This window comes from Nonomuraea sp. NPDC001699 (genome assembly GCF_053596455.1).
The window spans coordinates 14,812-37,444 of record NZ_JBSFGF010000034.1 but is presented as its reverse complement, the minus strand read 5'-3'; the positions used below and the strand labels follow the sequence as shown (position 1 = coordinate 37,444).

The 22,633-nt window shown below is 70.0% G+C and carries 23 protein-coding genes and 1 pseudogene; 14 read left to right on the top strand and 10 right to left on the bottom strand.

Going from position 1 to position 22,633, the window contains the following annotated elements:
* Positions 1-57 precede the first annotated feature (57 nt).
* On the top strand, positions 58-915 hold the full coding sequence (locus ACWCSU_RS48295; protein ID WP_449943352.1) for an alpha/beta fold hydrolase: 858 nt from the start codon (positions 58-60) through the stop codon (positions 913-915).
* 325 nt (positions 916-1,240) lie between these two features.
* Here ACWCSU_RS48295 and ACWCSU_RS48290 read toward each other — a convergent pair whose 3' ends face one another.
* Positions 1,241-1,681, bottom strand: a complete 441-nt coding sequence (locus ACWCSU_RS48290) for an ester cyclase (RefSeq protein ID WP_449943349.1) — start codon at positions 1,679-1,681, stop codon at positions 1,241-1,243.
* A gap of 37 nt (positions 1,682-1,718) precedes the next feature.
* The gene (locus ACWCSU_RS48285) at positions 1,719-3,380 is read right to left on the bottom strand and encodes an FAD-dependent oxidoreductase (RefSeq protein ID WP_449943347.1); all 1,662 of its coding nucleotides are present in this window, start codon (positions 3,378-3,380) and stop codon (positions 1,719-1,721) included.
* 130 nt (positions 3,381-3,510) lie between these two features.
* On the opposite strand from ACWCSU_RS48285, the gene ACWCSU_RS48280 reads away from it, so the two are divergent.
* The gene (locus ACWCSU_RS48280) at positions 3,511-4,368 is read left to right on the top strand and encodes an MBL fold metallo-hydrolase (RefSeq protein ID WP_449943344.1); all 858 of its coding nucleotides are present in this window, start codon (positions 3,511-3,513) and stop codon (positions 4,366-4,368) included.
* Between the two features lie 33 nt (positions 4,369-4,401).
* Here the strand turns inward: ACWCSU_RS48280 and ACWCSU_RS48275 are convergent, their stop codons facing one another.
* The 3 genes from ACWCSU_RS48275 to ACWCSU_RS48265 form a co-directional block, all read right to left on the bottom strand.
* Positions 4,402-4,914 (bottom strand): SDR family oxidoreductase, encoded by a 513-nt coding sequence (locus ACWCSU_RS48275; protein ID WP_449943341.1) that lies wholly within the window; start codon positions 4,912-4,914, stop codon positions 4,402-4,404.
* Between the two features lie 38 nt (positions 4,915-4,952).
* On the bottom strand, positions 4,953-5,795 hold the full coding sequence (locus tag ACWCSU_RS48270) for an SDR family NAD(P)-dependent oxidoreductase (protein WP_449943339.1): 843 nt from the start codon (positions 5,793-5,795) through the stop codon (positions 4,953-4,955).
* 95 nt (positions 5,796-5,890) lie between these two features.
* Positions 5,891-6,355 (bottom strand): MmyB family transcriptional regulator, encoded by a 465-nt coding sequence (locus tag ACWCSU_RS48265; protein WP_449943336.1) that lies wholly within the window; start codon positions 6,353-6,355, stop codon positions 5,891-5,893.
* Positions 6,356-6,412: 57 nt separating this feature from the next.
* Here ACWCSU_RS48265 and ACWCSU_RS48260 point away from each other — a divergent pair, with 57 nt between their 5' ends.
* Entirely contained in the window at positions 6,413-6,598 is a 186-nt protein-coding gene (locus ACWCSU_RS48260; protein WP_449943333.1) for a hypothetical protein, read from the top strand.
* Here ACWCSU_RS48260 and ACWCSU_RS48255 read toward each other — a convergent pair.
* A pseudogene (locus tag ACWCSU_RS48255) lies at positions 6,556-6,750 on the bottom strand (helix-turn-helix domain-containing protein); the annotation flags it as partial. The gene ACWCSU_RS48260 and the pseudogene ACWCSU_RS48255 overlap by 43 nt on opposite strands.
* Before the next feature lie 121 nt (positions 6,751-6,871).
* Positions 6,872-7,807 carry an NADP-dependent oxidoreductase gene (locus tag ACWCSU_RS48250; protein ID WP_449943330.1) on the bottom strand — a complete coding sequence of 312 codons (936 nt, stop codon included), beginning with the start codon at positions 7,805-7,807 and terminating at the stop codon, positions 6,872-6,874.
* 191 nt (positions 7,808-7,998) lie between these two features.
* Here ACWCSU_RS48250 and ACWCSU_RS48245 point away from each other — a divergent pair, with 191 nt between their 5' ends.
* Positions 7,999-8,640: a hydrolase gene (locus tag ACWCSU_RS48245; protein WP_449943328.1), complete on the top strand. Its 642-nt coding sequence runs from the start codon at positions 7,999-8,001 to the stop codon at positions 8,638-8,640.
* Positions 8,641-8,673: 33 nt separating this feature from the next.
* On the opposite strand, the gene ACWCSU_RS48240 is transcribed toward ACWCSU_RS48245, so the two are convergent.
* Both ACWCSU_RS48240 and ACWCSU_RS48235 read right to left on the bottom strand, forming a co-directional pair.
* Positions 8,674-11,355 carry an ATP-binding protein gene (locus tag ACWCSU_RS48240; protein ID WP_449943325.1) on the bottom strand — a complete coding sequence of 894 codons (2,682 nt, stop codon included), beginning with the start codon at positions 11,353-11,355 and terminating at the stop codon, positions 8,674-8,676.
* A gap of 32 nt (positions 11,356-11,387) precedes the next feature.
* Entirely contained in the window at positions 11,388-14,027 is a 2,640-nt protein-coding gene (locus ACWCSU_RS48235) for an AAA family ATPase (protein ID WP_449943323.1), read from the bottom strand.
* A gap of 134 nt (positions 14,028-14,161) precedes the next feature.
* Here ACWCSU_RS48235 and ACWCSU_RS48230 point away from each other — a divergent pair, with 134 nt between their 5' ends.
* The 10 genes from ACWCSU_RS48230 to ptsP all read left to right on the top strand — a co-directional run bounded on the left by ACWCSU_RS48230 (position 14,162) and on the right by ptsP (position 21,808).
* On the top strand, positions 14,162-14,989 hold the full coding sequence (locus ACWCSU_RS48230) for a helix-turn-helix domain-containing protein (RefSeq protein ID WP_449943322.1): 828 nt from the start codon (positions 14,162-14,164) through the stop codon (positions 14,987-14,989).
* Between the two features lie 153 nt (positions 14,990-15,142).
* The gene (locus ACWCSU_RS48225; protein ID WP_449943319.1) at positions 15,143-15,385 is read left to right on the top strand and encodes an ATP-binding protein; all 243 of its coding nucleotides are present in this window, start codon (positions 15,143-15,145) and stop codon (positions 15,383-15,385) included.
* Between the two features lie 104 nt (positions 15,386-15,489).
* Positions 15,490-16,251, top strand: a complete 762-nt coding sequence (locus tag ACWCSU_RS48220) for a DeoR/GlpR family DNA-binding transcription regulator (protein WP_449943452.1) — start codon at positions 15,490-15,492, stop codon at positions 16,249-16,251.
* Entirely contained in the window at positions 16,248-17,177 is a 930-nt protein-coding gene (gene pfkB, locus ACWCSU_RS48215) for a 1-phosphofructokinase (RefSeq protein WP_449943316.1), read from the top strand. Before ACWCSU_RS48220 ends, pfkB begins: the two co-directional genes overlap by 4 nt.
* Before the next feature lie 15 nt (positions 17,178-17,192).
* Complete coding sequence (mtlA, locus tag ACWCSU_RS48210) at positions 17,193-18,296, top strand: mannitol-specific PTS transporter subunit IIC (RefSeq protein WP_449943314.1); 1,104 nt, start codon at positions 17,193-17,195, stop codon at positions 18,294-18,296.
* A complete protein-coding gene (locus ACWCSU_RS48205) occupies positions 18,293-18,601 on the top strand; it encodes a PTS lactose transporter subunit IIB (protein ID WP_449943311.1) in 309 nt (102 codons plus the stop codon). Before mtlA ends, ACWCSU_RS48205 begins: the two co-directional genes overlap by 4 nt.
* Entirely contained in the window at positions 18,594-19,010 is a 417-nt protein-coding gene (locus ACWCSU_RS48200; RefSeq protein WP_449943308.1) for a PTS sugar transporter subunit IIA, read from the top strand. The genes ACWCSU_RS48205 and ACWCSU_RS48200 overlap by 8 nt, the downstream gene beginning before the upstream one ends.
* Positions 19,007-20,008, top strand: a complete 1,002-nt coding sequence (locus tag ACWCSU_RS48195; protein WP_449943305.1) for a zinc-dependent dehydrogenase — start codon at positions 19,007-19,009, stop codon at positions 20,006-20,008. Before ACWCSU_RS48200 ends, ACWCSU_RS48195 begins: the two co-directional genes overlap by 4 nt.
* Before the next feature lie 2 nt (positions 20,009-20,010).
* Positions 20,011-20,268, top strand: coding sequence for an HPr family phosphocarrier protein (locus ACWCSU_RS48190; protein WP_449943302.1), 258 nt, complete (start codon positions 20,011-20,013; stop codon positions 20,266-20,268).
* Complete coding sequence (gene ptsP / locus ACWCSU_RS48185; RefSeq protein WP_449943300.1) at positions 20,261-21,808, top strand: phosphoenolpyruvate--protein phosphotransferase; 1,548 nt, start codon at positions 20,261-20,263, stop codon at positions 21,806-21,808. Before ACWCSU_RS48190 ends, ptsP begins: the two co-directional genes overlap by 8 nt.
* A gap of 39 nt (positions 21,809-21,847) precedes the next feature.
* On the opposite strand, the gene ACWCSU_RS48180 is transcribed toward ptsP, so the two are convergent.
* The gene (locus tag ACWCSU_RS48180) at positions 21,848-22,609 is read right to left on the bottom strand and encodes a DeoR/GlpR family DNA-binding transcription regulator (RefSeq protein ID WP_449943298.1); all 762 of its coding nucleotides are present in this window, start codon (positions 22,607-22,609) and stop codon (positions 21,848-21,850) included.
* Between the last annotated feature and the right edge of the window lie 24 nt (positions 22,610-22,633).

Here is a 22,633-nt window from a genome sequence, read left to right as displayed (position 1 = left end):
CGCTCAATATAGGTGCAGTCACAATACGGATGCCGCCCCGTCGCCACGGAGCCGACCATGGGCGTCATGCCCTCCTATGCCAGCCTGCCCAACGACCAGGTCAAGGCCGACAACGGTGTTGCTTACGCCTACCGCGATACCGGCCCCGGCACTGCGGACACGGTGCCGCTCGTGCTCCTGCAGCACTTCCGCGGCAACCTCGACAACTGGGATCCCGCCCTCGTCGACGCGCTGGCGACCTCCCGGCGGGTCATCGCCTTCGACAACGCGGGCGTGGGCGGCTCGACCGGGACGACGCCGAACACCGTCGAGCAGATGGCCCACGACGCCATCGCCTTCATCGCCGCCATGGACCTCGACCAGATCGACCTGCTGGGCTTCTCCCTGGGCAGCTTCGTCGCCCAACAGCTCGCCCTGACCAGACCGGCCCAGGTCAGGCGGCTGGTCCTCGCCTCCTCGGCACCCCAGGGGGCCGCCGGGATGCACGGCTGGGCGCCGCAGGTCATCGGCGCCATCGGCGCACCGGAGACCAGCCCGCAGGACTACCTCGGTGTCTTCTTCACCGCCTCGCCCACGAGCAGGCAAGCGGGCGGCGAGGTGCTGGGCCGCATCCATGCCCGTACGGCGGACCGCGACGCGCCGACCACCTGGGCGACCCGCCAAGCACAATACGACGCGATCTGCACCTGGGGCCTGCCCGACCACGGACGGCTCCAGCGGCTGAGCAGCCTGACGATGCCGGTGTTGGTGGCCAACGGCGATCAGGATCCGATGATCCTGCCGCACTACTCCCACCTGCTCGCCGGGCTCATCCCGCACGCCCAGGTCAAGATCTACCCGGACTCGGCGCACGGCTTCCTCTTCCAGCACCACGCCGAGTTCGCCGCCGATGTCACCGCCTTCCTCAGCACATGACGATCTGATCGTCCTGCCTGGCGGCGGGCATCGCGAACATGACGCATCGACGTCATCGCAGCTCGTCCACGCTTCGGCCGCGGTCGGCCACCCGGGGCGGGCATGCGCCCGCTTCCCAGGCCCGCGTGGCCTTTGTGGCGCTCTCCTACGCCATCACCTCAGTGGACAACAGCACCCACCGTCTGTCCCGCGTGATCCTTCCTGGCGATGGCGACCGGCCCGACCTGTTCCGGTCGGCGTCGCCGGACTGGCCGCTCGCACCGCACTCGCCGTCGCACGGGGACTTTCTGCCGTACGGGGACTCGGCACCGCGCCCCGGGCCGGGTTATTCAACCCGCAGTTGTTGAAGGGCGGTCATCCAGTTCTCGATGTGATGGGCCGTGGCCAGCCGCCCCTCGCGAACGGTGAACAGGTCGATGGCCATCGTCCGAAACGACTTTCCCGTCGGCGCCGCTCCCCAGAACTCTGCGATCGGCGTACCTGTCGCCTCACCACGCACGATGATCAAGTCGTCGACCACGGTGATGCCGACAACCCGCCAGGCCAGGTCCGGCACGGTCTTGCCCAGGTCCTGGAAGACTTCGGCGAGCTGATCACGGGTGAGGAAATCCTGGTTGGTGTGGTAAGAGCGGTAGTCGTCCTGGCAGGCCGCGGCGAGCAGGGCAGGGACGTCCTTCTCGGCCGGCCGGTTCAGCGCTTCGTAGAGCGGCGCGGAGATTCTCCGGGCCTCGGCAACCGTCAGTAGTGATTCATCACTTCTGGTCATGATGGTTCTCCCTGGGGTTGGTGAGTGGTGGATGCGCTCATGCCAGGCCTGAGGCCTGGAGACGTTCGAAGACGAGGCGGACGGCCACCGACCCCTCGCCGATGGCTGCCGCGACCCGCTTGACCGCGCCACTGCGCACATCGCCGATCGCGAAGACGCCCGGCCTGCTCGTCTCCAGGAACAACACCGGCTGCCCCTCGTGCTCAGTCCGGTCAGCCGGTATGGCGTCCCCGGTGAGCAAGAAGCCGTCGGCGTCCTGCGCGAGCTGGCCCGCCAGCCACCCGGTCCCGGGCGTGGCACCGATGAAGACGAACAGCCCGGCCACCGCCAGCTCCTGCTCCGCTTCGCCGGTACGGCCAAGCCGTACGGCATCGAGGCGGCCGGTTCCGGTGAGAGCTGTGATCTGAGTCGAGGACTGGACGACGATGCGCGGTTCGCGTTCGATCCGGTCGACCAGGTAACGCGACATCGTGGCCGCCAGCGCCTCCCGGCGGATGATCAGGTGCACCCGCGCGCACGTCTGGCTGAGGAAGAGCGCGGCCTGTCCTGCGGAGTTGCCGCCGCCCACGATCGCGACCGGACCGTCACCGCAGGCCAGGGCCTCAGCCTGGGTCGCCGCGTAGTACACCCCGACACCCTCGTACTCCGCCAGCCGCTCCACCGGGAGCCGGTTGTAGTGGGCGCCGGTGGCGATGATGACGGCCTTGGTCTGTACGGCTTGGCCGTCGTCGAAGGTGACCTGGTGGAGGCCGTCCTGCAACGACAGCGCGGTGGCCTTGGCGGCCAGCTTGATCCGGACGCCGAACTTCTGGGCCTGGAGCGTCCCTCTGGCGGTCAACTCCTCGCCGGACAGCCCGGCGGGGAAGCCGAGGTAGTTCTCGATGCGGGAGGAGGTTCCGGCCTGCCCGCCAAGCGCGGCGTCCTCCGCCAGCGTGGTGGCTAACCCCTCGCAGGCGCCGAAGACCGACGCGGCCAGTCCGGCCGGGCCCGCGCCGACCACCAGCAGGTCGCAGGTCCCCGGCGGGTGCGCGCCGCTCTCGCCGGAGATGCCCAAGGCCTCCAGCAGCGCGCGGCTGCCGGGATTGCGCAGCACCAGCCCTCCCGGCACGATGACGATCGGCAGCTCGGTGACGGGGATCTCCAGGCAGCGCAGGATCCGCTCGGCCTCGGGCGCGCTCTCCAGATCCAGCCAGTTCCACACCAGCCGATTACGCGCCAGGACCTCCAGCAGCCGCCGGGTGTCGCCGTCGAAGCGCGAACCGATCAGGGTCAGGCCGGTGCTGCGGCGCATCAGGATGGAGTGGCGCAGCAGGAAGGTCCGCAGGATGAGGTCGCTCAGGCCCGGCTCGTGCGCCATCACCTGGCGCACCTGCGCCACCGGGACGATGAGGATGCGCCCGTCGGAGGTGGCGACCGCGCTGAGGAAGACGCGCTGACCGGTGAGCAGGCCGATCTCGCCTAGGAACTCCGCCGGGCCGTAGCTGACCACGACGGAGGCTGCCGGCTTGCCGTACCCCTGCACGATGTCGACCGTGCCCGCCAGCGGCACGATCAGATCGTAGATCTCATCGCCCTCGGCGAAGAGCACCTCGCCTGCGGCCATGTCCCGCTCGCTGCCGTAGGCGCGCAGGACGTCGAGCTGGGCGGCGTCCAGAATCGGCGAGCGCCCCACGTCGGCGGAGTCGGTGTTCATGCTCATGGACGCATGCTGATGCGGGCGCTGCCCCGAGGGGTATCGGCAATCTGACTGCAGTCATCATGCGGATACTCCGCCGGATGCCCGGCGATCACGATGGGGCGTGAAGACCGTCACTTCGCGGGAGGACCCGATGAGCCTTGAATTCGACGTGTTCGTGGTGGACCCCAAGCCGATCCCGAGCGCGATCCCGGGATTTGAGGAAGCCGCCGGCCCGGCGACCTGGCCGCCGTCCACCGCGACCCTGATCAGCGACGACTCCGGCGCCCTGCTGGTCGACTGCCTCATCACCGAGCAGGAAGCGCGCGACCTGGCGACCTGGGTGAGCACGCACGGCCGCGAGCCCGACCATGTCTACATCACCCACCCTCACTCCGACCACCTGCTGGGGCTGGCCGAGATCATGGCGGCCTTCCCCGCGGTCAAGCCCGTCGCGCTGGCCGAGTCGATCGCGGCGATGCAAGAACAGGTCTCGCCGGGCTGGCTGGAGATCTGGGGCCGGTTCTTCCCCGGACAGCTCACCGACAAGCCCGTCGTCCCGGCGCCGCTGGAGGGCACGACCATCCCCATCGGGGCCTCCTTCGCCACGGTGATCCCGGTCGGCACCACCGACACCGTGCACTCCACCGTCCTGCACGTGCCCGACCTGAGCCTGGTGGTGGCCGGGGACGTGGTCTACAACCAGACGCACATGTGGATGATGGGCTCAACCCCCGACTCTCGAGTGAGCTGGCTGCGCGCCCTGGACGACGTCGCGACGCTGGAGGCGACCACTCTGGTCGCGGGCCATCGCCACCCCTCGGCCGTCGACGACGACGCGCGCCGCCAGATCGACGACAGCCGCCGCTACATCACCCACTTCGAGGCCGCGCTGGCCGACAGCTCCACCCCGGCCGACCTCATCGCCAGGATGAGCGAGATCTACCCGGACCTGGCCAACCCCTACACGCTCTGGTTCGCCGCCTACGACCTGCTCGGCACCAACCAGTAGAGCGGTGCCGACAAGCGCGCAGGAACTCCGCGATCACCCCAAGACCGGAGAGCGCTCATCCGCCGCCGAGCACCACCCATCCATCCTCTCGCCTCCATGCAAGGAGCCGCTTCGTGCCCATGATCGACGTCTACGCGGCAGCGGGTGCGGCAGGAAGGCGGCGATGACGTTCATCACGCCGGTGACGTTGAGGTCGATCTGCCGCTGCCAGTCGTCCTGACGCAGGTCGGTGATGGGAGAGACGAGCTGGACACCGGCGTTGTTGAAGACCAGGTCCGCCTGGCCGAGCTCCGCGGCGCCCTGGCGGGCCGCAGAGTGGACGGCGTCCCGGTCGGTGACGTCGACGGGCAGCGCCAAGGCGGGGCCACCGGCGGCCTGGATGCTCTCGACGAGCGCGTCGAGCTGCTTCTTGCGCCGGGCGAGCACGGCGACCTTGGCCCCGAGTCCGGCCAGGCGCCGGGCGGTGGCGGCGCCGATGCCGCTGGATGCGCCGGAGACGACGGCCACACGGCCGGCCAGCGGGGTACCGGTGAGCAGGACAGGCATGACGAAACCTCTTTCGGCGGGGCGAAGTGGTGCGCGGATCAGGCGTCGACGTCGTCGTGGGCGGTGGCGGCCGATCGGTCCGACCACGCGTTCAGGTCATCGTGAATCTGGCCGAGCTTGACCTGGAGCCGGTCGATGGTGTCGGGTCCGAGGTACAGGTGCGCGGGAAGCGTGTCCTGCGTGGTCACGTGGTAGATCAGCGCCGCGCTCTTGACCGGGTCGCCGAGCTGGGTGTGGCTGGCCGTCGCGGCCCAGTCGAGCGTCCCGTGGGCGGGGGTGCCGTCGTAGTCGGCGATCCTGTTCGCGGCCAGCGACAGCGAACTGGCGTCGAGGAAGTCGGTACGCAGCACGCCCGGCTCGACCACCATGGACTGGATGCCGAACGGGGCCAGTTCCTTCGACAGCGCCTCGCTGATCCCGGCCACCGCGAACTTCGAGGCGCAGTACATGCTCACCCCCGGCTCCCCCTCGAAGCCGGATCGGGAGCCAATGTGCACGAGCTTGCCGGAGCTCTGACGGCGCATGACGGGCAGCACGGCGCGGGTCATGTCGACGAGCCCGAAGACGTTCAGGTCGAACAGCGAGCGGGCCTCGGCGTCGGTGATCTCCTCCAGGGCGCCGAGCAGGCCACGGCCGGCGTTGTTGACCAGCACGTCGACGGTGCCGAACCGGTGGACGGCGGCCTGGACGGCGGCGGGGACGGCCGCGCCGTCGGTGACGTCGAGAGCAACGGCATGGACGTTGCTCGCCTGGGCGAGATCTCGCGGTACGCGGGCCGGTTCGCGTACCGCGATCACGACGTTGTCACCCGCGACGGCGGCGGCGCGGGCGAGTTCGGCACCCAGCCCTCGGGATGCTCCGGTGATGAACCACGTGGTCATTGCGGTGTCCTTCGTGCCGTAGTTTCCTGACACGAAGGAGTTTTCCGAGGTCAGCGCCGCGGAAGAAGGTCGCGGATTTCCTGGGAGCGCCTTACCTAGGAACCCGGCGCTCGCGGCCCGTCAGCCTGGCCGATCGCCAGGTCCGCTCGCGCCCGTAGCCGTTCGAACGCCGCGGCGGTGTCCGAGGCGGGCTCGGCCTGGTAGACGACGAGCTGCTGGTGAGGGGCGCCGTTGACGGTGAACGCCGAGAACTGGATGTGCAGGTCGCCGACGTGTGGGTGGCGCAGGTGCTTGCCTTCCTGCGTCTTGGGTTTCACGTCATGGCGCTCCCACAACGCGGCGAACTCCGGACTGCCGGCCGACAGCTCCTCCACCACCTCGCCGAGACGCACGGCCTGCGGATCGTGACCGAAGGCGGCGCGCAGTTCGGCCACGCAGGAGTGCGCGGCGCGCTCCCATTCCTGGTAGAAGTCACGTCCGGCAGGGTCGAGGAAGACCATGCGGGCCAGGTTGTCGGCGGGGGTGAACCCCTCGTGCAACGCGTCGGCCAGGTGTTGCATGCCAGGATGTCCAGGGCCGGGCCCAGCGCGAACGCCGGAGACGATGACCAGCCGTCCATGAGCTGGAGCAGCTGCGGGCTGACCGTCGTGCCATGGACCCGGCTCCAGGTACGGGCCGCCGGTGGCTGGGTCAGCCGCCACAGATGGTCGGTGGCCGCCGGATCCAGGCGCAGCGCGCGGGCCACCGCTTCGACCACCTGCGCGGACGGGCTGGACTCGCGTCCCTGCTCCAACCGCACGTAGTAGTCGCTGCTCATCCCGGCCAGCATGGCCACCTCTTCACGCCTGAGCCCCTTGACCCGTCGGCGCCCGTACTCCGGCAGCCCCACGTCCTGGGGCTTGAGTGCCTCGCGGCGCGCGCGCAAGAAGTCCCCCAAAGGTGTGCCACCGCTCATCTGGCCACCATCCCGCAGATCCGGATCCCGCCCGCGATTTTCGTGACGTTCCGCTCCGTCAGCGGCCCGTTCCGGCTGGCGAAGGTCACCTGTGCAGCGTCCATCATGTCGTCTCCGCCGTTCAGAAAGTGATGATGATCTTGCCCCGGACGTGGCGCTCGCGGAAGTCGATGAGCGCTTGACGGGCCTCGGCGAACGTGTACTCGGTGCTGATGGGGACGCGCAGCGCGCCGTCCACCACCTGGCGGGCCAGGAGTTCGAGCCGCCCAGCCTCTGCCGCGGCGGTCCCGGTGTAGACCGCGTTCACCGCACGGGGAAACCGGGCCGGACCACCCAGCGGCGACACCATCAGGCCACCCGGACGGGCGGCGGCGGCCGTACGAGCAAGACCCGGCCCCGCGTTGGTCACGTCCAGCACCACGTCGACGCCGCCCTCCGTCAGCGCGACCACCTTCTTGGCCAGGTCAGCCCGGGCGTAGTCGAGGACCACGGCGGCGCCGAGGCCGGCGAGGTAGTGCTCGTCTTCTGCCCTCCCCGTGGCGATGACGCGTGCTCCGGCCAGCCTGGCCAGTTGCACCAGGAAGGAGCCGACCCCACCGGCGGCTCCGACGAGGAGAACGTTCATGCCGGGTGACAGCTTCGCGGCCGTGACGAGTGCTGACGCGGTCATCGCGCCGGTGGGCAGACCTGCCGCCTGCCGTACCGACAGCTCCGCGGGACGCCGTGCGCTGGAGAAGTCATCATCGACCAGTGCGTACTCGGCGAGAGTGCCGAACCGGGCGCCGTTCCAGGCCAGGATGGCGTCGCCGGCGGCGAACCTGGTGACGTCCTGGCCCACGGCCTCGACGACACCCGTCACGTCCACCCCGGGCACGAACGGATGGGTGACCGGCATGATGTCGCGCATCGCCCCGGTCACCAGTTTCACATCGGCCGCGTTCAGTGCCGCCCCCTCGGTCCGGAGCAGTACCTGTCCCGGGCCGGGGACGGGGACCGGTAGGTCTTCGAAAGACAGGTCCTCCAACGGCGCGTACGCGTGCGCGACCAAAGCCTTCATGGGCGCCTCCTGTTCGGGTGGCCGAAGCAAGACAGCCTGCCAAGGGCTCGCCCTGAGGACATCGGCGAAACATACCTAGATCCGGCAGGTACGGGCGGTCCGCGCCGACAGCGGAAGATTAGGTAGTTTTCACGGAGGCGAAGGTCCGGCGCCGATGCGAAGATCACATCGTCGCTCGGAAGGAGACGCACGTGACTGCTCACCCGTACATCGGCCTGGAAGCGCTCTCTACCCCCGAAAGCGCAGTTCTGCTGCTGATCGACCATCAGGGGGCACAGTTCGCCGGCCTGCAGAGCCATGACGCCACAATCGTGATCAACAACACCCTCGCCCTGGCCAAGGCCGCCAAGCTCTTCGGCATCCCCACCATTCTGACGACCGTGGTCGCCGAGCGTGGTGGTCATCTCCTGCGCGCGTTGCAGGACGTCTTCCCCGAGCAAACACCGATCGATCGCACCACGCAGAACAGCTGGGAGGATCCACGGGTCGTGGAGGCGGTGGCGGCCACGGGGCGCAAGGACCTGGTCATCGCCGGCCTGTACACCGACATCTGCGTGGCTTTTCCCGCGGTTCACGCCATGGCGGACGGGTACCGGGTCATCGCGGTCACGGACGCGTCCGGTGCCACGTCGATGGAAGCGCACGAACGGGCTGTCCAGCGGATGATTCAGGCCGGCGTCATCCCGTCGGCTGCGATCACCATGCTCGGCGAATGGCAGCGCGACTGGGCCAGGCAAGAGACCGCGCCGGGGATGGCCGAGATATTCTTCGCGCATGGCGGCAGCTTCGGGCCGGCTCTGGCCTGGGAGTTCCAGCTCCTCGGCCAGAAGTAGGCGCCGTTAGCGTGACGGGCCGATCCGTCACGCTCACAGGTCGATGTCGCGCAGGTGCCTGCGCGAGGTGATGCCCAGCTTCTGGAAGACGTTGCGTAGATGGGCCTCGATCGTACGGGGGCTGAGGAAGAGCTCGGCGGCCACCTCCTTGGAGGTCCTGCCTCCGGCCACCAGCCGGGCGATGTGCGCCTCCTGCGACGTGAGCACGTCGATGGCCGGCTTCGTGGCGCGGATCGGGTGCTCACCGAGGCGGCGCAGCCCACGGGCGGTGCGAGTGGCGAATCCGGTCGCACCCATGCCGTCGAACATCGTGTGGGCCTGGCGGAGCTGGGTACGCGCCTGCCCACGCTGCCCGGTACGGCTCAGCCATTCGCCGTAGAGCAGATGGGTGCGGGCCAGGTGCACGCCCACCCGGCACCGGCCGAGCCGGGCGAGAGCCTCCTGAAACAGCTCATCCGGAGCGCCGCCGAGCAGGGCGCGGCTTCGTGCCAGGACGCCCAGGCCCCAGTCGGTGCCCGACGCCTCGGTCAGTTCGGCGAGCTCGTCCACGGCGGAGGCGGCCAGCCGGGTCTCTCCCATGTGGACCGCCGCCTCCACCAGCTCGGGCAACGCGGCCGCGCTCCAGAACAACCGGCTGCGCGAACCCGCCTGCCGAGCGGGCGGCAGCGCCGCCTGGTGATCTCCCCGGCCGTTGTGCAGCACCGCCGTCGCGTACTCCACGATCGTGACGAACCCTCCCTGCCCTGCTGCGGCGGCACTCAGGCAGGTACCGAAGAGTTCACCCGCCCTCCGCACGTCCCCCTGGAAGGCCGCCAAGACGATCGCCGCGTACGGGGTGGCTGCCCCGGCGATGGCCTCGGTGATGGCGTGCGCCTCCTCCGTCATCGCGCCGGCTTCGGCGAACCGGCCGTCGTACGTCGCCGCGACAGCCTGGAAGTTGAGCGCCAGGGGAAGAAGGCTCAACATGCCGCCCGCACGCGTGAGCCGCACACATCGGGTGGCGAGGTGATCCAGCGCCTCCTCGTCCCACAGGTCCCAAGCGGCTCGGCACGCGACCGGAAGCCAGCGTGGGTCGGCCGCACCGCCGAACCCGTCGACGGCGGCGCGGAGCAGGGGTACCGCGGTGCCCTGACCTTCGGTGAACAGCGTGGCCAGGCCGCGGAGGAGGTGGTCGGAGGCGAGCGGTACGGCCGGCACCCTGGAGTCGCGCCGGATGGCGGCCGCCACGGCCTTGATCCCCAGAGCGTTCCCGTTGCGCTCGGCACCCGTCGCTGCCCACAGCGCCTCCAGGTATGTTTCCCGCGCGAGTGCGGGATCCAGCGGCGCCACCTGCTCGGCGGCCTTCAGCAGCAACGCAGGCGCCATGTCGTCGCGTTGCAGTGCGAAAGCGATCTGCCCGCGCAGCCGGAGCAGACGGGCTCGCCAGTGGTCGGTGAGCGGTCCGCGATCGGCCAGCTCCAGCAGGGTGTCGGTGTCATCGGATGCCCCGGACTCGTGCTGGGCGTGGGCCGCGAGCACCGCTCGTTCGGCTCGCCTGGCGGGGTCGGGAGTGAGCGTGACAGAACGCTCCAGGAACGCGGCGGCGGCCGCCACGCCCCCACGCCGGCGTACCTTGTCCGCTTCCTGCTCCACGCGCAGGGCCAGCTGTTCGTCGGGATGCCACGCGGCCTGCGCCTGATGCCAGACCCTCCGGTCGCGGTGGCCGTCAGCCTCGAACGCCTCGGCCAGCGCGTGGTGAGCGCGCTTGCGATCGGTCTCGGTGGCCAGCCGGTAGATCGCCGAACGCACCAGCGGATGACGGAACCGTATCCGGAAATCGATCTCCAGCAGTCCTGCGCTCTCGGCCGGCTCGGCGTCGGCGAGTGTCAGATCGTGCAGGCCAGCGGCATGCTCGAGCACCCCAGGGATACCCAAGGACTCGGCGGCGGCAATCACCAGCAGTCGCCGGGTGCGCTCCGGGAGCGCGCTCAGGCGCTCGTGGAACTCGCGCTCGATCAGATCCGGGACCGGCTGGCCGGGGGTGCCGGACAAGCCCGCCGGTCCGTACGATCTCGGCAGCTCCACCAGCGCCAGCGGGTTGCCCCGTGCCTCAGCGAGGAGTTGCCGGCGTAGTTCGCCTTCGAGCGGGGCACGAAGCGTCTGCGTCAGCAATGTCGTGGCCTCCTCGTCGGTCAGCGGGGTCAAGAGGAGACGAGGGAGTACGGCCAGCGCGGGTACGGCCTCAGGATCGCGTGTGGCGATGAGCACGGCGACGGGCTCGGCCTGGATGCGCCTCGCGACGAATGCCAGCGCCTGCGCGGAGCCTGCGTCCAGCCACTGCGCGTCGTCGATCACGCAGATCACCGGGCCGTGCGTCGCCGCTTCCGACAGGAGGCTGAGCGCGGCCAGGCCGATGAGGAACCGATCCGGCGCGGGACCGGCCTCCTGGTCGAACGCCACCCGCAGGGCCCTCGCCTGCGGTGCGGGAATCCGCCCGAGCAGGTCGAGCACGGGAAGGCAGAGCTGATGAAGAGCGGTGAAGGCCAGTTCCCGCTCGAACTCTGCGCCGCTCGCCCGCAGGATCCGGGCCTCTGCGGCCGAGCCCAGGACCGTCTCCAGCAGGACGCTCTTGCCCAGACCGGCTTCGCCATGCAGGACCAGGGCGCCTCCGTGGCCCGGTCGCGCCCTCTCCAGGTGGGCTGCGACCTGTGCGGCCTCCCGTCTGGGAAGGATCATTCCTCGGGCCGTTCGGCCACGGGCATCGCCGCTCAGAACTCCATCTCCTTGAGTTGTCTGCGAGAGGTGAGGTGAAGCTTTTTGAAGACGCCACGCAGATGGGCATCGACCGTGCGCGGGCTCAGAAAGAGCTGAAGACCGATCTCCTTGGAGGTGGCTCCCGCCGCGGCCAGGCGGGCGATGTTCTCTTCCTGCGGCGTCAGGCAGGTGGGGCGTCTGACGCCCTCCAGGTTCTCGCCGCCGGCTCTCAGCTCGCGTGCCGCCCGCCCGGCGAACGCGCCCGCTCGCGCGGCTGTCAGGAGTTGGTACGCCGCCCGCAGATGGGCTGCCGCCTCGCCTTTGCGCCCTTCCCGGCGCAGCCACTCTCCATAGACGAGCCGGGTACGGGCCAAGCAGGTTACCGCCGGCATTTGGGACAGCCGGTCCACCGCCTCGCGGTACCAGGGTTCGGCGGCGGGCCCGGTCGTCAGCTGCGCCTTGGCGACGGCGTGCAGTCCGATCGCCCAGTCGGTACCCGTAGTCACAGCGTGCTGTCGCAGCCGTTCCAGGACGGGCGCGGCCAGGTCGTGGCGTCCCGTCCTGGCCGCGGCCTCCAGAAACTCCGTGGCCACGAACGGCGTCAGGCCGGGTTCGTCCAGCTCGATCGCGGTTCGCAGAACCGCCAGCGTGGCGTCATGGCGGCCCAGGCCGTTCAGCCGCACAGCCTGGGCGTACTCGGCGAGGGTGATCTGCCTGCCCGCGCGAGCGCGTGCCGCCGCCTTGAGCACGAATTCGGGCTGGATCGTGCCGCCCGTCCAGGCGACATGCAGAAGATCCCCCCAGGAGATGGACACCCGGTTCATCGCCGCCAGGGCGAGGTGGCTCTCCTGGAGGTGTTTCCCGGCCGCTGCCGGATCGCCCGCGTAGATGTCGATGAGGACGAGCTCGTTCAGCCCGTCCACGAGGTCGGGAAGAGCTCCAGACCTTCGGGCTGATTCCACCCGGAGCTCGGTGAGCCGCCGCCATTGACCGAAGTCCCAGAGGTCGAGCGCGGCCAGGGCCGTCAGCTTGTGCGCCGGAGGGTGACGGGTCTCGACGGCCAGTCGCATGAGGGGCGAGGCGGGCGTGTGGCCGTCGAAGGTCCGTGTCGCCAACGCCAACAGGAGAGGGTCCGCGCTCGGCCCGACGGCCTGTGCCATGCCGATGCCCCACCACGCGGGTGCGTACCGGCCCGATGAGATCACCACTCCGAACCCCTCGAGCAGGCTCTCACCCGCATTTCCGGGATGCGCGCGAACCGCCCGCAGGAGATCACGGCAGGTTGTCGTGTCCGGCTTGATCGCGAACTGAATCCCGGCCCGCTCCACCGCCGCCTCCGGATCAGCCTGCTGCGGCTCCACCAGATCCAGCAGCCTCAGGGCGCCATCCAGATCGCCCAGTTCCCTTCTCAGGCGAGCCGCGGCGCGTGCACGCCTGCTGAGGCGGCGGGGGTCGGAGGTCAACACGGCGGCCATCGTCAAGCCCGCTGCCGCCGCCACCGCCCCACCACCGGCCCGAGCTTGATCGATCGTGGATTCGAGCTCGGCCGCGACCTGTTCGTCCTGGCCGAGCGTCGCGAGTGCACGATGCCAGGCGCGCCAGTACGCGTCGCGCTTGGCCTCGATGACCTCGGCGAGAGCCTGGTGCACCGCCCGCCTTGCCGCGGGCGCCGCCTCCTGGTAGATCACCGGCCGGATCGCCGAGGGCCGGAAACGAACCGGGCCGGAGATCTCCAGCAGCCCCGCCGACACCACGGCGCCCATCACCCTCCCGCCCACGCCCAGCCGTTGCACGGCGCGCTCAAGGAGGACGGGATCACCCGTGGGATCGGCCGCCGCCGCGAGCAGAACGGTCCGGCTGCCCGCTGGCAGGGCGCCCAGCCCGCTGAGCGGATCGCCGTCGACGGGCTGCCGTTCCTGGGAGCCGGAACCTGGGGCCCGTCTCATGATGTCCGCGGGGAAGGGCGGCTGGAGGAGCGCTCGAGGATTGCCCTCGGCCTCAGCGAGAACGCGGCCGCGCACTCGCGGGCCCAGGGGAATCTGCCGTGGGGAGGCCAGTAACTCGGCAGCCGCCGCACGGGTCAGCCCGCTGATGTGCCGTGCGGGCACACCTGTCAGCTCCGGGCGCTCCGCCGGCTCCCGGACGGCGAACACCATGAGGGTGCGCGCCGCCGGGTCCCCGGCCATCGTGCCCAGGGCGTGCGCGGAGGCCGGATCCAGCCATTGCGCATCGTCGATGACGCACAGGAGAGGCCGCTCACCGGCAGCCTGAGCCATCAATGCAGCAAGGCCGCGCCCCACCACGCGACTGTCTGGATCGCCGTCGCGCAAGGCGAAGGCCTTTTCCACGGCCTCTCGCAGCTGGGAGGAGACCTGGCCGAGCTCATCCACCAAGGGGGCGAACAACTGATGGGCCGCCGCGAACGTGAAGTCCATCTCGAACTCGGCTCCCGCCGTCCACAGGGTACGGAAATCCGTCGCCTGCGCCCGCAGGTGGTCCAGAAGGGCCGTCTTTCCGATTCCGGGCGTGCCATGCAGGATCAGCGCTTCGCCGTGACCCTCGCGGACGCGCCCGAGGAGCCGGGCGAACAATCGGCTCTCCCTCTGCCGCCCGTACAGGACCGGCGCCATGAGGTCGAGCTGAGAGTAGGTCATCGCAGAGCAATCCTAACGAGCGCGAACCTGCTTCCGGCCCCTCCGCGTTGACGGCCCGATCGCCGCCAACCTGGGTGTAACCCACCCCCTCTCCAACGCCGACAGAGCCCGGATTCGCCCCTAATCTCGAGGCCATGGACAACGAGCGCAACAACCGGCTCGGGGACTTCCTGCGCGCCCGCCGCGCACAGCTACAGCCCGACCAGGCCGGGCCGGCCGTGCAAGGCCGGCGCCGGGTCCCGGGGTTGCGGCGCGACGAGGTCGCCCGGCTGGCCGGGCTGAGCCTCGGCTACTACGTCCGCCTGGAACAGGGGCGCGAGCTCCGTCCGACTCACCAGACCTTGGCGGGCCTGACCCGTGCCCTGCAGCTGAACGGCAACGCCGTGGTCACGCTGTACCGCCTCGCACGCCCCACGTCACAACGGCGGCGGCCGATCCAGGTGGAGCGGGTGAGCGCGGACGTACACGCGTTGCTGAACGACTGGACCGTGGCTCCCGCCTACGTTCTGGGCCGGTCCCTGGACGTTCTCCTGCGCAACCCGCTGGCCACCGCGCTCCACGGCCGCTTCGTCTTCGGCGACAATCTGCTGCGCATGGTCTTCCTGGATCCAGTCGGCGGCGAGTTCTTCCGCGACTGGTCCCTCACCGCCCGGGCCGCCGTGCGGGAACTACGCCGGGCGGCCGATCAGGCACCCGACGACCGCACCGTACGCGAACTGGTCGGCGAACTGTCGATCGCCAGCCCGGACTTCCGCAGGCTCTGGGCCGGGCCCGAACCACGCGGCGTAACTCCCTACGGCAGCCACTTCTTCCAGCCCGACGTCGGTGAACTACATCTGAAAACCGAGGTCTTTCCGATCACCAGCAGCCCCGGTCAACACCTGATCGCACAACCAGCCGCGCGAGGATCCCGTTCCGCCGAAGCCCTGGCTCTGCTGAGCACCTTGATCGTCCCATCCTGATCACACTGGCAGGTCAGCGAAGAAGCCTCATGGCCTCATCGCGCCCTTGATCGAAGCAGCGGTGAAGCGGGGCGCTCAAGTCGTGGTCAAGCGGGCATCGGCGGATGATCGGATCGACGGCTGGCCGCAGAGCGCAGGTGTCCTGGCCTCGGCTTGCCTAGCAGCATGCTGACCGTCCGCGACCAGGGTCCCGGCGACCTTCCCCATGTCTTCGAGCGGTTCTACCGCGCTGCAGCCACCCGCCCGATGCCCGGTTCGGGGCTCGGGCTCGCCATCGTCAAGCAGATCGTGGACAACTATGGCGGCGCGGTGTCGGCGTCGGCCCGCACCAGGTGGAGGCACGATCATACGGCCGGCTCTGCCCGCCGTCTGACGCCCCGGTCGCGCAAGTACTAGCAGTTTCCCTAGACCTTGCTCCGGGGCTTCGCACGCCCTTGACCCACCACTCAATCTCATCTAAACAAAGCTTAAACCAAATGAAACGGAGGCAAATCAACATCATGTACGCCGAGGAACGGCAGCAGGAGATCCTCCGACGAGCCCGCGAAGCCGGACGTGTCGATGTCGTACGGCTGGCGGAAGAGCTGGAAGTCACCACCGAGACCATCAGGCGCGACCTGACGGTGCTGGAGCGAGCAGGAGTCCTGCGCCGCGTCCACGGCGGAGCGATCCCGGTCGAACGCCTCGGCTTCGAGCCAGGCCTGGCCGCCCGCGACGAGGTCATGACCGGCGAGAAGGAGCGCATCGCGAAGGCCGCGCTCGCCGAACTCCCCGACGACGGCTCAGTGATCATCGACGCCGGCACCACCACCGGACGCCTGGTCCACGTGTTGCCCACCGACCGCGAGCTCACAGTGATCGTCAACTCCCCGCCGCTGGCCACCGCGCTGGTGACGCGACCGAACCTGACGGTCATCATGCTCGGCGGCAGGGTGCGCGGTAAGACCCTGGCCACGGTCGACGACCTGGCCCTGCAACCGCTGCGGCACCTGCACGCCGACGTCGCGTTCATCGCGACCAACGGCTGCTCGGTCGAGCACGGGCTGACCACGCCCGACCCGGCGGAAGCCGCCATCAAGCGAGCCATGATCGAGGCGTCGGAACGCAGCGTGCTGCTCGCGGACCACACCAAGTTCACCGGAACCTACCTGGCCGGGTTCGGGACACTGGCGCAGATCGACGTCATCATCACCGACACCGGCATCGACCTCAGGTTAGCCTCCCGGCTGGCCGCCGCCGGGCCCGAGGTGATCCGCACGTGATCCTCACCGTCACCCTCAACCCGAGCCTCGACAGGACCGTCGAGATCGACGAACTCGAGCGCGGCACCGTCATCAGGGCCGCCGCCGCCCGGCTGGATCCCGGCGGCAAGGGCGTCAATGTCTCCCGCGCGCTCCTGGCCAACGGCGTCGCCTCGCGCGCCGTCGTACCGTACGGGGGAAGTGAAGGCGAACGGATCATCGCCCTGCTGACCGCCGAGGGCCTGGACATGGTGACCGTCCCGATCGAGGGCTGCACCCGCTCCAACATCGCCCTCGCCGAACCCGACGGCACCACCACCAAGATCAATGAGCCCGGCACCGCACTGAACGGCTCCGAGCTCGCCCTGGTCACGCAGGCCGTCCTGGGCGCCGCGCACGTGGCCGACTGGGTGGTCCTGTCCGGCAGCCTGCCCCTGTACATGCCCGCCGAGGTCTACCCGTCGATGTGCCGATCATTCGCCGCCGCGGGGTTGCGCGTCGCGGTCGACACCAGTGGCCCGGCGCTGCAGACCGCCCTGAAAGCCGGTCCCGAGCTGGTCAAGCCCAATCGGGAGGAGCTGGCCGAGGTCACCGGGATGCGCCTGACCTGCCTGGGTGACGCCATCGAAGCGGCCGAGAAGATGCGCGCCTCGGGTGCGCGCACCGTCCTGGCCAGCCTCGGCGCCGACGGCGCGCTCCTGCTCCAGCACGACGGCATCTGGTACGGCACCGCCCACGCGGAACCCCGCAGCTCGGTCGGCGCGGGGGACGCGCTGCTCGCCGGCTTCCTGTCGGCCGGCGCACACGGACCCGAGGCCCTGGCCACCGGCCTGGCCTGGGGCGCGGCAGCGGTCGCGCTGCCCGGCAGCCGGATGCCCGGCCCGGAACACATCAACCACGACACCGTCGTCATCCACCCCCCCGATCCTCTCCACCCCCTTCACTAAGAGGAGCAGAAACCGATGGCCGACACCTACACTCCCCCGGTTACCGGAACCGGGGTGAAAGCCAACGTCCAGCGCCTCGGCGGCTACTTAGCGGGCATGATCATGCCGAACATCGGCGCGTTCATCGCCTGGGGCCTGGTCACCGCGCTGTTCATCCCCACCGGATGGCTGCCGAACGAGACACTCGCCAAGCTCGTCGGCCCGATGATCAGCATCCTGCTGCCCGTCCTGATCGGATACACCGGCGGCCGGATGGTCCACGGCCAGCGCGGCGCGGTCGTCGGCGCGGTCGCCACGATGGGGGTCGTGGTCGGCGTCACGACACCCGAGGGCACGACCCCCATGTTCCTCGGCGCGATGATCATCGGCCCGCTCGCGGCCTACGTCATCAAGCTCGTCGACGGCCTCGTCCAGGACCGCACCAAGGCCGGCTTCGAGATGCTGGTCGACAACTTCACCGCCGGCATCGTGGCGAGCATCATGGCCGTCGCCGGCATGCTCGGCGTCGGCCCGGTGGTCGCGGCGCTGACCCGGGTCGCCGGTCAAGGCGTGGCCTGGCTGGTCGAGACCGGCCTGCTGCCGCTGGCCTCGATCCTGGTCGAGCCGGCCAAGGTGCTGTTCCTGAACAACGCCATCAACCACGGCGTGCTCGGCCCCCTCGGTGTCGCCGAGGCCGCCGCCCAGACCAAGTCGATCCTGTTCATGATCGAGTCGAACCCCGGCCCCGGGCTCGGCCTGCTGCTGGCGTTCTTCTTCTTCGGCCCGCGCGCCCTGCGCCCCAGCACCCCCGCCGCGATCATCATCCACTTCTTCGGCGGCATCCACGAGATCTACTTCCCGTACGTCCTGATGAAGCCGCGCCTGATCCTGGCGATGATCGCGGGCGGCGCCGCCGGTGTCGCGACCTTCCTGGTCACCGGCTCGGGTCTGGTCGCCACCCCCTCGCCCGGCAGCATCTTCGCCTACATCGCCGTCACCCCCAAGGGCGACTGGTTCGGCGTGCTGCTCGGCATCCTCATCGCCGCGGGGGTGACCTTCGCCGTCGCGTCCGCCCTGCTCGGGTTCGGCAGGGGCGAGAAGGCCGAGGCACCCGAGCCTGAGCCCTTGGAGGCCAAGTGAGCACCATCGAGAGCAAGGACATCCGCAAACTCGTCGTCGCCTGCGACGCCGGCATGGGCAGCAGCGTCATGCTCGCCAGCACTCTGCGCAAGCAACTCAAGGACACGGGCGTGGAGGTGGCCCACACGCCCGTCAACGAGATCCCCGCGGACGCGGACGTGGTCGTCACCCACGCCGGACTGGCCGAACGCGCCCGGGCCATCGCACCCGGCAAGGTCGTCATCTCCTTCCAGATCTTCCTCGGGGATCCCGCCGTCACCAGGCTCGTCGACACCATCAAGAAGGGTGGAACGGTCGGTGCGTGAGGTGTTGGAGCCGCGTGCCGTACTCCTCGACGAGAGTGCGGCCTCGCGGGAGGAGGCGATCGAGAAGTGCGGTCGCCTTCTGGTGGCCACCGGAGCGGTGGCCGAGCCGTACGTCCAGGCCATGCTCGATCGCGAGCAGTCGATCTCCACGTACGTGGGCGAGGGCGTGGCCATCCCGCACGGCCTCTCGCGCGAGCACATCAACCGTGACGCCATCTGCGTCGTACGTTTCCCGGACGGCGTCGACTGGGACGGCGAGCGGGTCGTGCTCTGCGTCGGCATCGCCGCCCTCGGCGACGGGCACGTCGCTTTGCTGGCCGAGCTGGCCGAGGTCCTGCTCGACCCCGACCGGGCCAGGACGCTGCGCGAGGCGCAGGACGTCGAGACCATTCTGAAGGAGCTGTCGTGAAGGTCGCCCGATTCCACGCCCCCGGAGACATCCGCATCGAAGAGGCCCCGATGCCGGTGGGTGACCTGGTCATCCGGGTGGTGAACTGTTCCACCTGCGGCACCGACAACAAGATCTACCAGCACGGGCACCACCACATCAGGCCGCCGCGCGTGATGGGGCACGAGATCGCCGGCGAGGTCGTCGGCTCTGGCGAGCGGGTCCAGGTGATCGCCGCGATCCCCTGCGGGGTGTGCGCCGAGTGCAAGCGCGGCCGGATGACGGTCTGTCCGAACCAGGAGTCCATGGGCTACCACTACGACGGTGGATTCGCCGAGTACATGGCGATCCCTGACAAGGTCCTGGCCGTCAACGGCGTCAACCGCGTCCCCGGCAACGTCTCCTTCGCCGAGGCGTCCGTGGCCGAGCCGCTGGCCTGCGTGCTCAACGGGCAGGAACTGGCCAGGGTCGGCGAGGGCGACGACGTGGTCGTCATGGGCGCGGGCCCGATCGGCTGCCTGCATGTGCGGCTGGCCAGGGCGCGCGGCGCGGCGCGGGTCTTCCTCGTCGACGTCAACCCGGCGCGGCTCGCGATGGCCGCCGAGATCGTGCACCCGGACGTCGCCATCGACGGCGACGTCGAGGAGCAGGTGCTCAAGCTCACCGGCGGACGCGGCGCCGACGTGGTGATCACCGCGGCGGCCTCGGGCGCCGCCCAGGAGTCCGCGGTCCGGATCGCCGCTCGCCAGGGACGCATCAGTTTCTTCGGCGGCCTGCCCAAGGACAACCCGATCACCTCGATCGACTCCAACCTGGTGCACTACCGGGAGCTGACCATCGTCGGCGCCAACGGGTCCTCCCCCGCGCACAACGCCGCCGCGCTGGAGCTGATCGCGTCCCGGGCCGTGCCGGTCTCCGACTTGATCACCCACCGGCTGCCCCTCGACCGCGTCCTGGACGCGATCGACCTGGTGGCCCGCGGCGCGGCCATCAAGGTCACCATCGAGCCGGGGAGCTGAGAATGTCCGAACGGACCGTGGCCGTCGCCTCGCGCAGCGGCCTGCACGCCCGCCCTGCGAAGATCTTCGTCCAGGCGGCGCAGCAGCTCGGGGTTCCGGTGCGCATCGCCTCCGGCGCCAAGAGCGTGCCCGCGACCAGCATGCTCGGCGTGCTGTCGCTGGGCGCGACCCATGGCACCGTGGTGACGTTGAGCTCCGACTCCGAGCACGCTCTCGACGTGCTGACCACGCTACTGGCAAGGGATCTCGACGATGAGTGAGCGGCTGACCGGCATCGGGGTGAGCCCCGGCCTGATCGCCGGACCCGTGGCCCGGATGGCCGGGCCTCCCACACTCACTGGTTCCTCGGTGCTCAACGTCGCGGAGGCGCTTTCCACAGTGGCATTTCAGCTCCGCGGCCGGGCGATCGGCGAAGCGGCGGAGATCCTGGAAGCCCAGATCATGATGGTCGAGGACCCGGAGCTGCGGCAGGAGGCCGAACGGCTCACCGCCGAGGGCCTGGACGCCGCCCACGCTCTCGACCGGGCCTTCTCCGCCCATGAGAAGGTCATGCTCGACCTCGGCGGCTACTTCGCCGAACGCGCCGCCGACCTGGAGGACCTGCGTCACCGGGCCGTCGCCGCAGCGCTCGGGCAGCCCATGCCCGGACTGCCCGAGCCCGGCCACCCGTACATCCTGGTCGCCGACGACCTGTCACCCGCCGACACCGCCACGCTGGACTCCTCCGTGCTGGCCATCGTCACCCGGCGCGGCGGACCGACCAGCCACACCGCCATCCTGGCCAGGGCCCGTGGCATCCCCGCCGTCGTCGCCTGCCCGGCCGCCGGAGCACTCGCCGACGGCGAACTGATCGCCGTCAACGGCTCTCTCGGGACCGTACGGCGGGACGTCACCGCAGGCGAGGTCACCGAGATCCGCGACGCCTTCCAGTCCACCAGGACACGCCTGCTGGCCGCCCGCGGCCCCGGCCGTACCGCCGACGGGCACGCGGTGCCGCTGATGAGCAACATCGGCTCGGCCGCTGACCCGGTCGGTGAGGAAGGGGTGGGGCTCTTCCGTACTGAGCTCCTCTTCCTCGACCGGCGCACCGCACCCAGCCTGGAGGAGCAGGAGGCTGCCTACGCCGCGGTCTTCTCGCGCGGCGGCAAGGTCGTCGTCCGCACACTCGACGCGGGCACCGACAAGCCACTCCCCTTCCTGAGCCTGGCCGAGGAGGACAACCCGGCGCTCGGCATCCGCGGGCTACGCGTCGACCGGGTGTTGCCCCAGGTCCTGGACACCCAGCTCGACGCCATCGTCCGCGCCGCCGCCACGCACCCGTCGGCGGAGGTGTGGGTCATGGCGCCGATGGTCACCACCTGGCAGGAGGCCGCCGCGTTCGCCTCCCGGGCCAGGGCACACGGAGTGACCCGCGCCGGCGTGATGATCGAAGTGCCCGCCGCCGCCCTGATGGCACGCGAGTTGCTCGAACACGTCGATTTCCTCAGCATCGGCACCAATGACCTGTCCCAGTACACCTTCGCGGCCGACCGGCAGCACGCCGCGCTGGCCGACCTGCTCGACCCGTGGCAGCCGGCGTTGCTCCGGCTGGTCGGCGCGTGCGCGCGGGCCGGGCAGGAGGCGGGCAAGCCGGTCGGCGTCTGCGGCGAGGCGGCCGGGGACCCCCGGCTGGCTCCCGTCCTGGTCGGGCTCGGCGTCACCAGCCTGTCGATGTCCGCCACGAGCGTGCCCGCCGTACGGGAGGCCCTGGCCGAGGTCACACTCGACGAGTGCCGTGCCGCGGCCGCCGATGTGCTGTAGACCGGCTCGCGGCATGGCGACTCGCCGCACCCTGGGCGGTCACACCCGGACGACCTCCGGGCCTGAGGCGGCCAGGGCGGCGGCGAGTTCCGGGTCGAGCTCCACATCCGTGATGATCATGTCGATCTCCGACAACGTGGCGAAACGAGCCAGGTAGGTTCCGGCGAACTTCGTATGGTCGGCCAGCAGCACGGACCTTTGCGCGCAGGCGATCATCGCCCGTTTGACGGCCGCCTCCGCCGGGTCGGGCGTGGTCAGCCCTTTCGCCACCGAGCAGCCATTCGTCGCCATGAAGGCCACGTCCACGTGCAACTGCGAAAGTTGTTGAAGCGCCCAGCCTTCGACGGTCGCGAGTGTGCGACCCCTGACCCTGCCACCCAGCATCAGGACCGTGAGCGCGGGACGGGTCGCGAGGGCGGCGGCCAGCGGCGGGGAGTTGACGACGACGGTGAGCTCGCGGTCGTGCGGCAGAAACTGGACCAGGCGGCTCATGGTCGAACCCGCGTCGATGAGGATCGCGCCGTCCTGCGGCAGTTCGGCCAGTGCAGCCTTGGCGATGCGCTCCTTCTCCACCGTCATGACCTCGTCCCGCGCGGAGAGGGCGGGTTCGAAGCCGAGCCGTTCGACCGGGATCGCGCCACCGTGCACACGCCGCAGGACGCCCGCGCGTTCGAGCGCGGTCAGGTCGCGGCGGATCGTCTCCGTCGTCACGCCGTACTGCTCCGCGAGCGTCACAACGTCGACCCGACCGACGGCCCGTGCCGCGTTCAGGATGTCCTGTTGTCGTTCCTCGGCGTACATGGTGTGGATTCACCGCCGTTTCAA

Excerpts from the sequence above, each read along its gene's own strand:
- ACWCSU_RS48220 (WP_449943452.1), top strand. The coding sequence starts at position 15,490 with ATGTACGCCGAGGAACGGCAGCAGGAGATCCTCCGACGAGCCCGCGAA.
- ACWCSU_RS48260 (WP_449943333.1), top strand. The coding sequence starts at position 6,413 with ATGAGCTGGAGCAGCTGCGGGCTGACCGTCGTGCCATGGACCCGGCTC.
- ACWCSU_RS48265 (WP_449943336.1), bottom strand. The coding sequence starts at position 6,355 with ATGCAACACCTGGCCGACGCGTTGCACGAGGGGTTCACCCCCGCCGAC.
- ACWCSU_RS48180 (WP_449943298.1), bottom strand. The coding sequence starts at position 22,609 with ATGTACGCCGAGGAACGACAACAGGACATCCTGAACGCGGCACGGGCC.
- ACWCSU_RS48240 (WP_449943325.1), bottom strand. The coding sequence starts at position 11,355 with ATGATCCTTCCCAGACGGGAGGCCGCACAGGTCGCAGCCCACCTGGAG.
- ACWCSU_RS48290 (WP_449943349.1), bottom strand. The coding sequence starts at position 1,681 with ATGACCAGAAGTGATGAATCACTACTGACGGTTGCCGAGGCCCGGAGA.
- ACWCSU_RS48190 (WP_449943302.1), top strand. The coding sequence starts at position 20,011 with ATGTCCGAACGGACCGTGGCCGTCGCCTCGCGCAGCGGCCTGCACGCC.
- ACWCSU_RS48250 (WP_449943330.1), bottom strand. The coding sequence starts at position 7,807 with ATGAAGGCTTTGGTCGCGCACGCGTACGCGCCGTTGGAGGACCTGTCT.
- ACWCSU_RS48275 (WP_449943341.1), bottom strand. The coding sequence starts at position 4,914 with ATGCCTGTCCTGCTCACCGGTACCCCGCTGGCCGGCCGTGTGGCCGTC.
- ACWCSU_RS48285 (WP_449943347.1), bottom strand. The coding sequence starts at position 3,380 with ATGAGCATGAACACCGACTCCGCCGACGTGGGGCGCTCGCCGATTCTG.
- ACWCSU_RS48270 (WP_449943339.1), bottom strand. The coding sequence starts at position 5,795 with ATGACCACGTGGTTCATCACCGGAGCATCCCGAGGGCTGGGTGCCGAA.
- ACWCSU_RS48235 (WP_449943323.1), bottom strand. The coding sequence starts at position 14,027 with ATGACCTACTCTCAGCTCGACCTCATGGCGCCGGTCCTGTACGGGCGG.
- ptsP (WP_449943300.1), top strand. The coding sequence starts at position 20,261 with ATGAGTGAGCGGCTGACCGGCATCGGGGTGAGCCCCGGCCTGATCGCC.
- mtlA (WP_449943314.1), top strand. The coding sequence starts at position 17,193 with ATGGCCGACACCTACACTCCCCCGGTTACCGGAACCGGGGTGAAAGCC.
- ACWCSU_RS48295 (WP_449943352.1), top strand. The coding sequence starts at position 58 with ATGGGCGTCATGCCCTCCTATGCCAGCCTGCCCAACGACCAGGTCAAG.
- ACWCSU_RS48280 (WP_449943344.1), top strand. The coding sequence starts at position 3,511 with ATGAGCCTTGAATTCGACGTGTTCGTGGTGGACCCCAAGCCGATCCCG.
- ACWCSU_RS48230 (WP_449943322.1), top strand. The coding sequence starts at position 14,162 with ATGGACAACGAGCGCAACAACCGGCTCGGGGACTTCCTGCGCGCCCGC.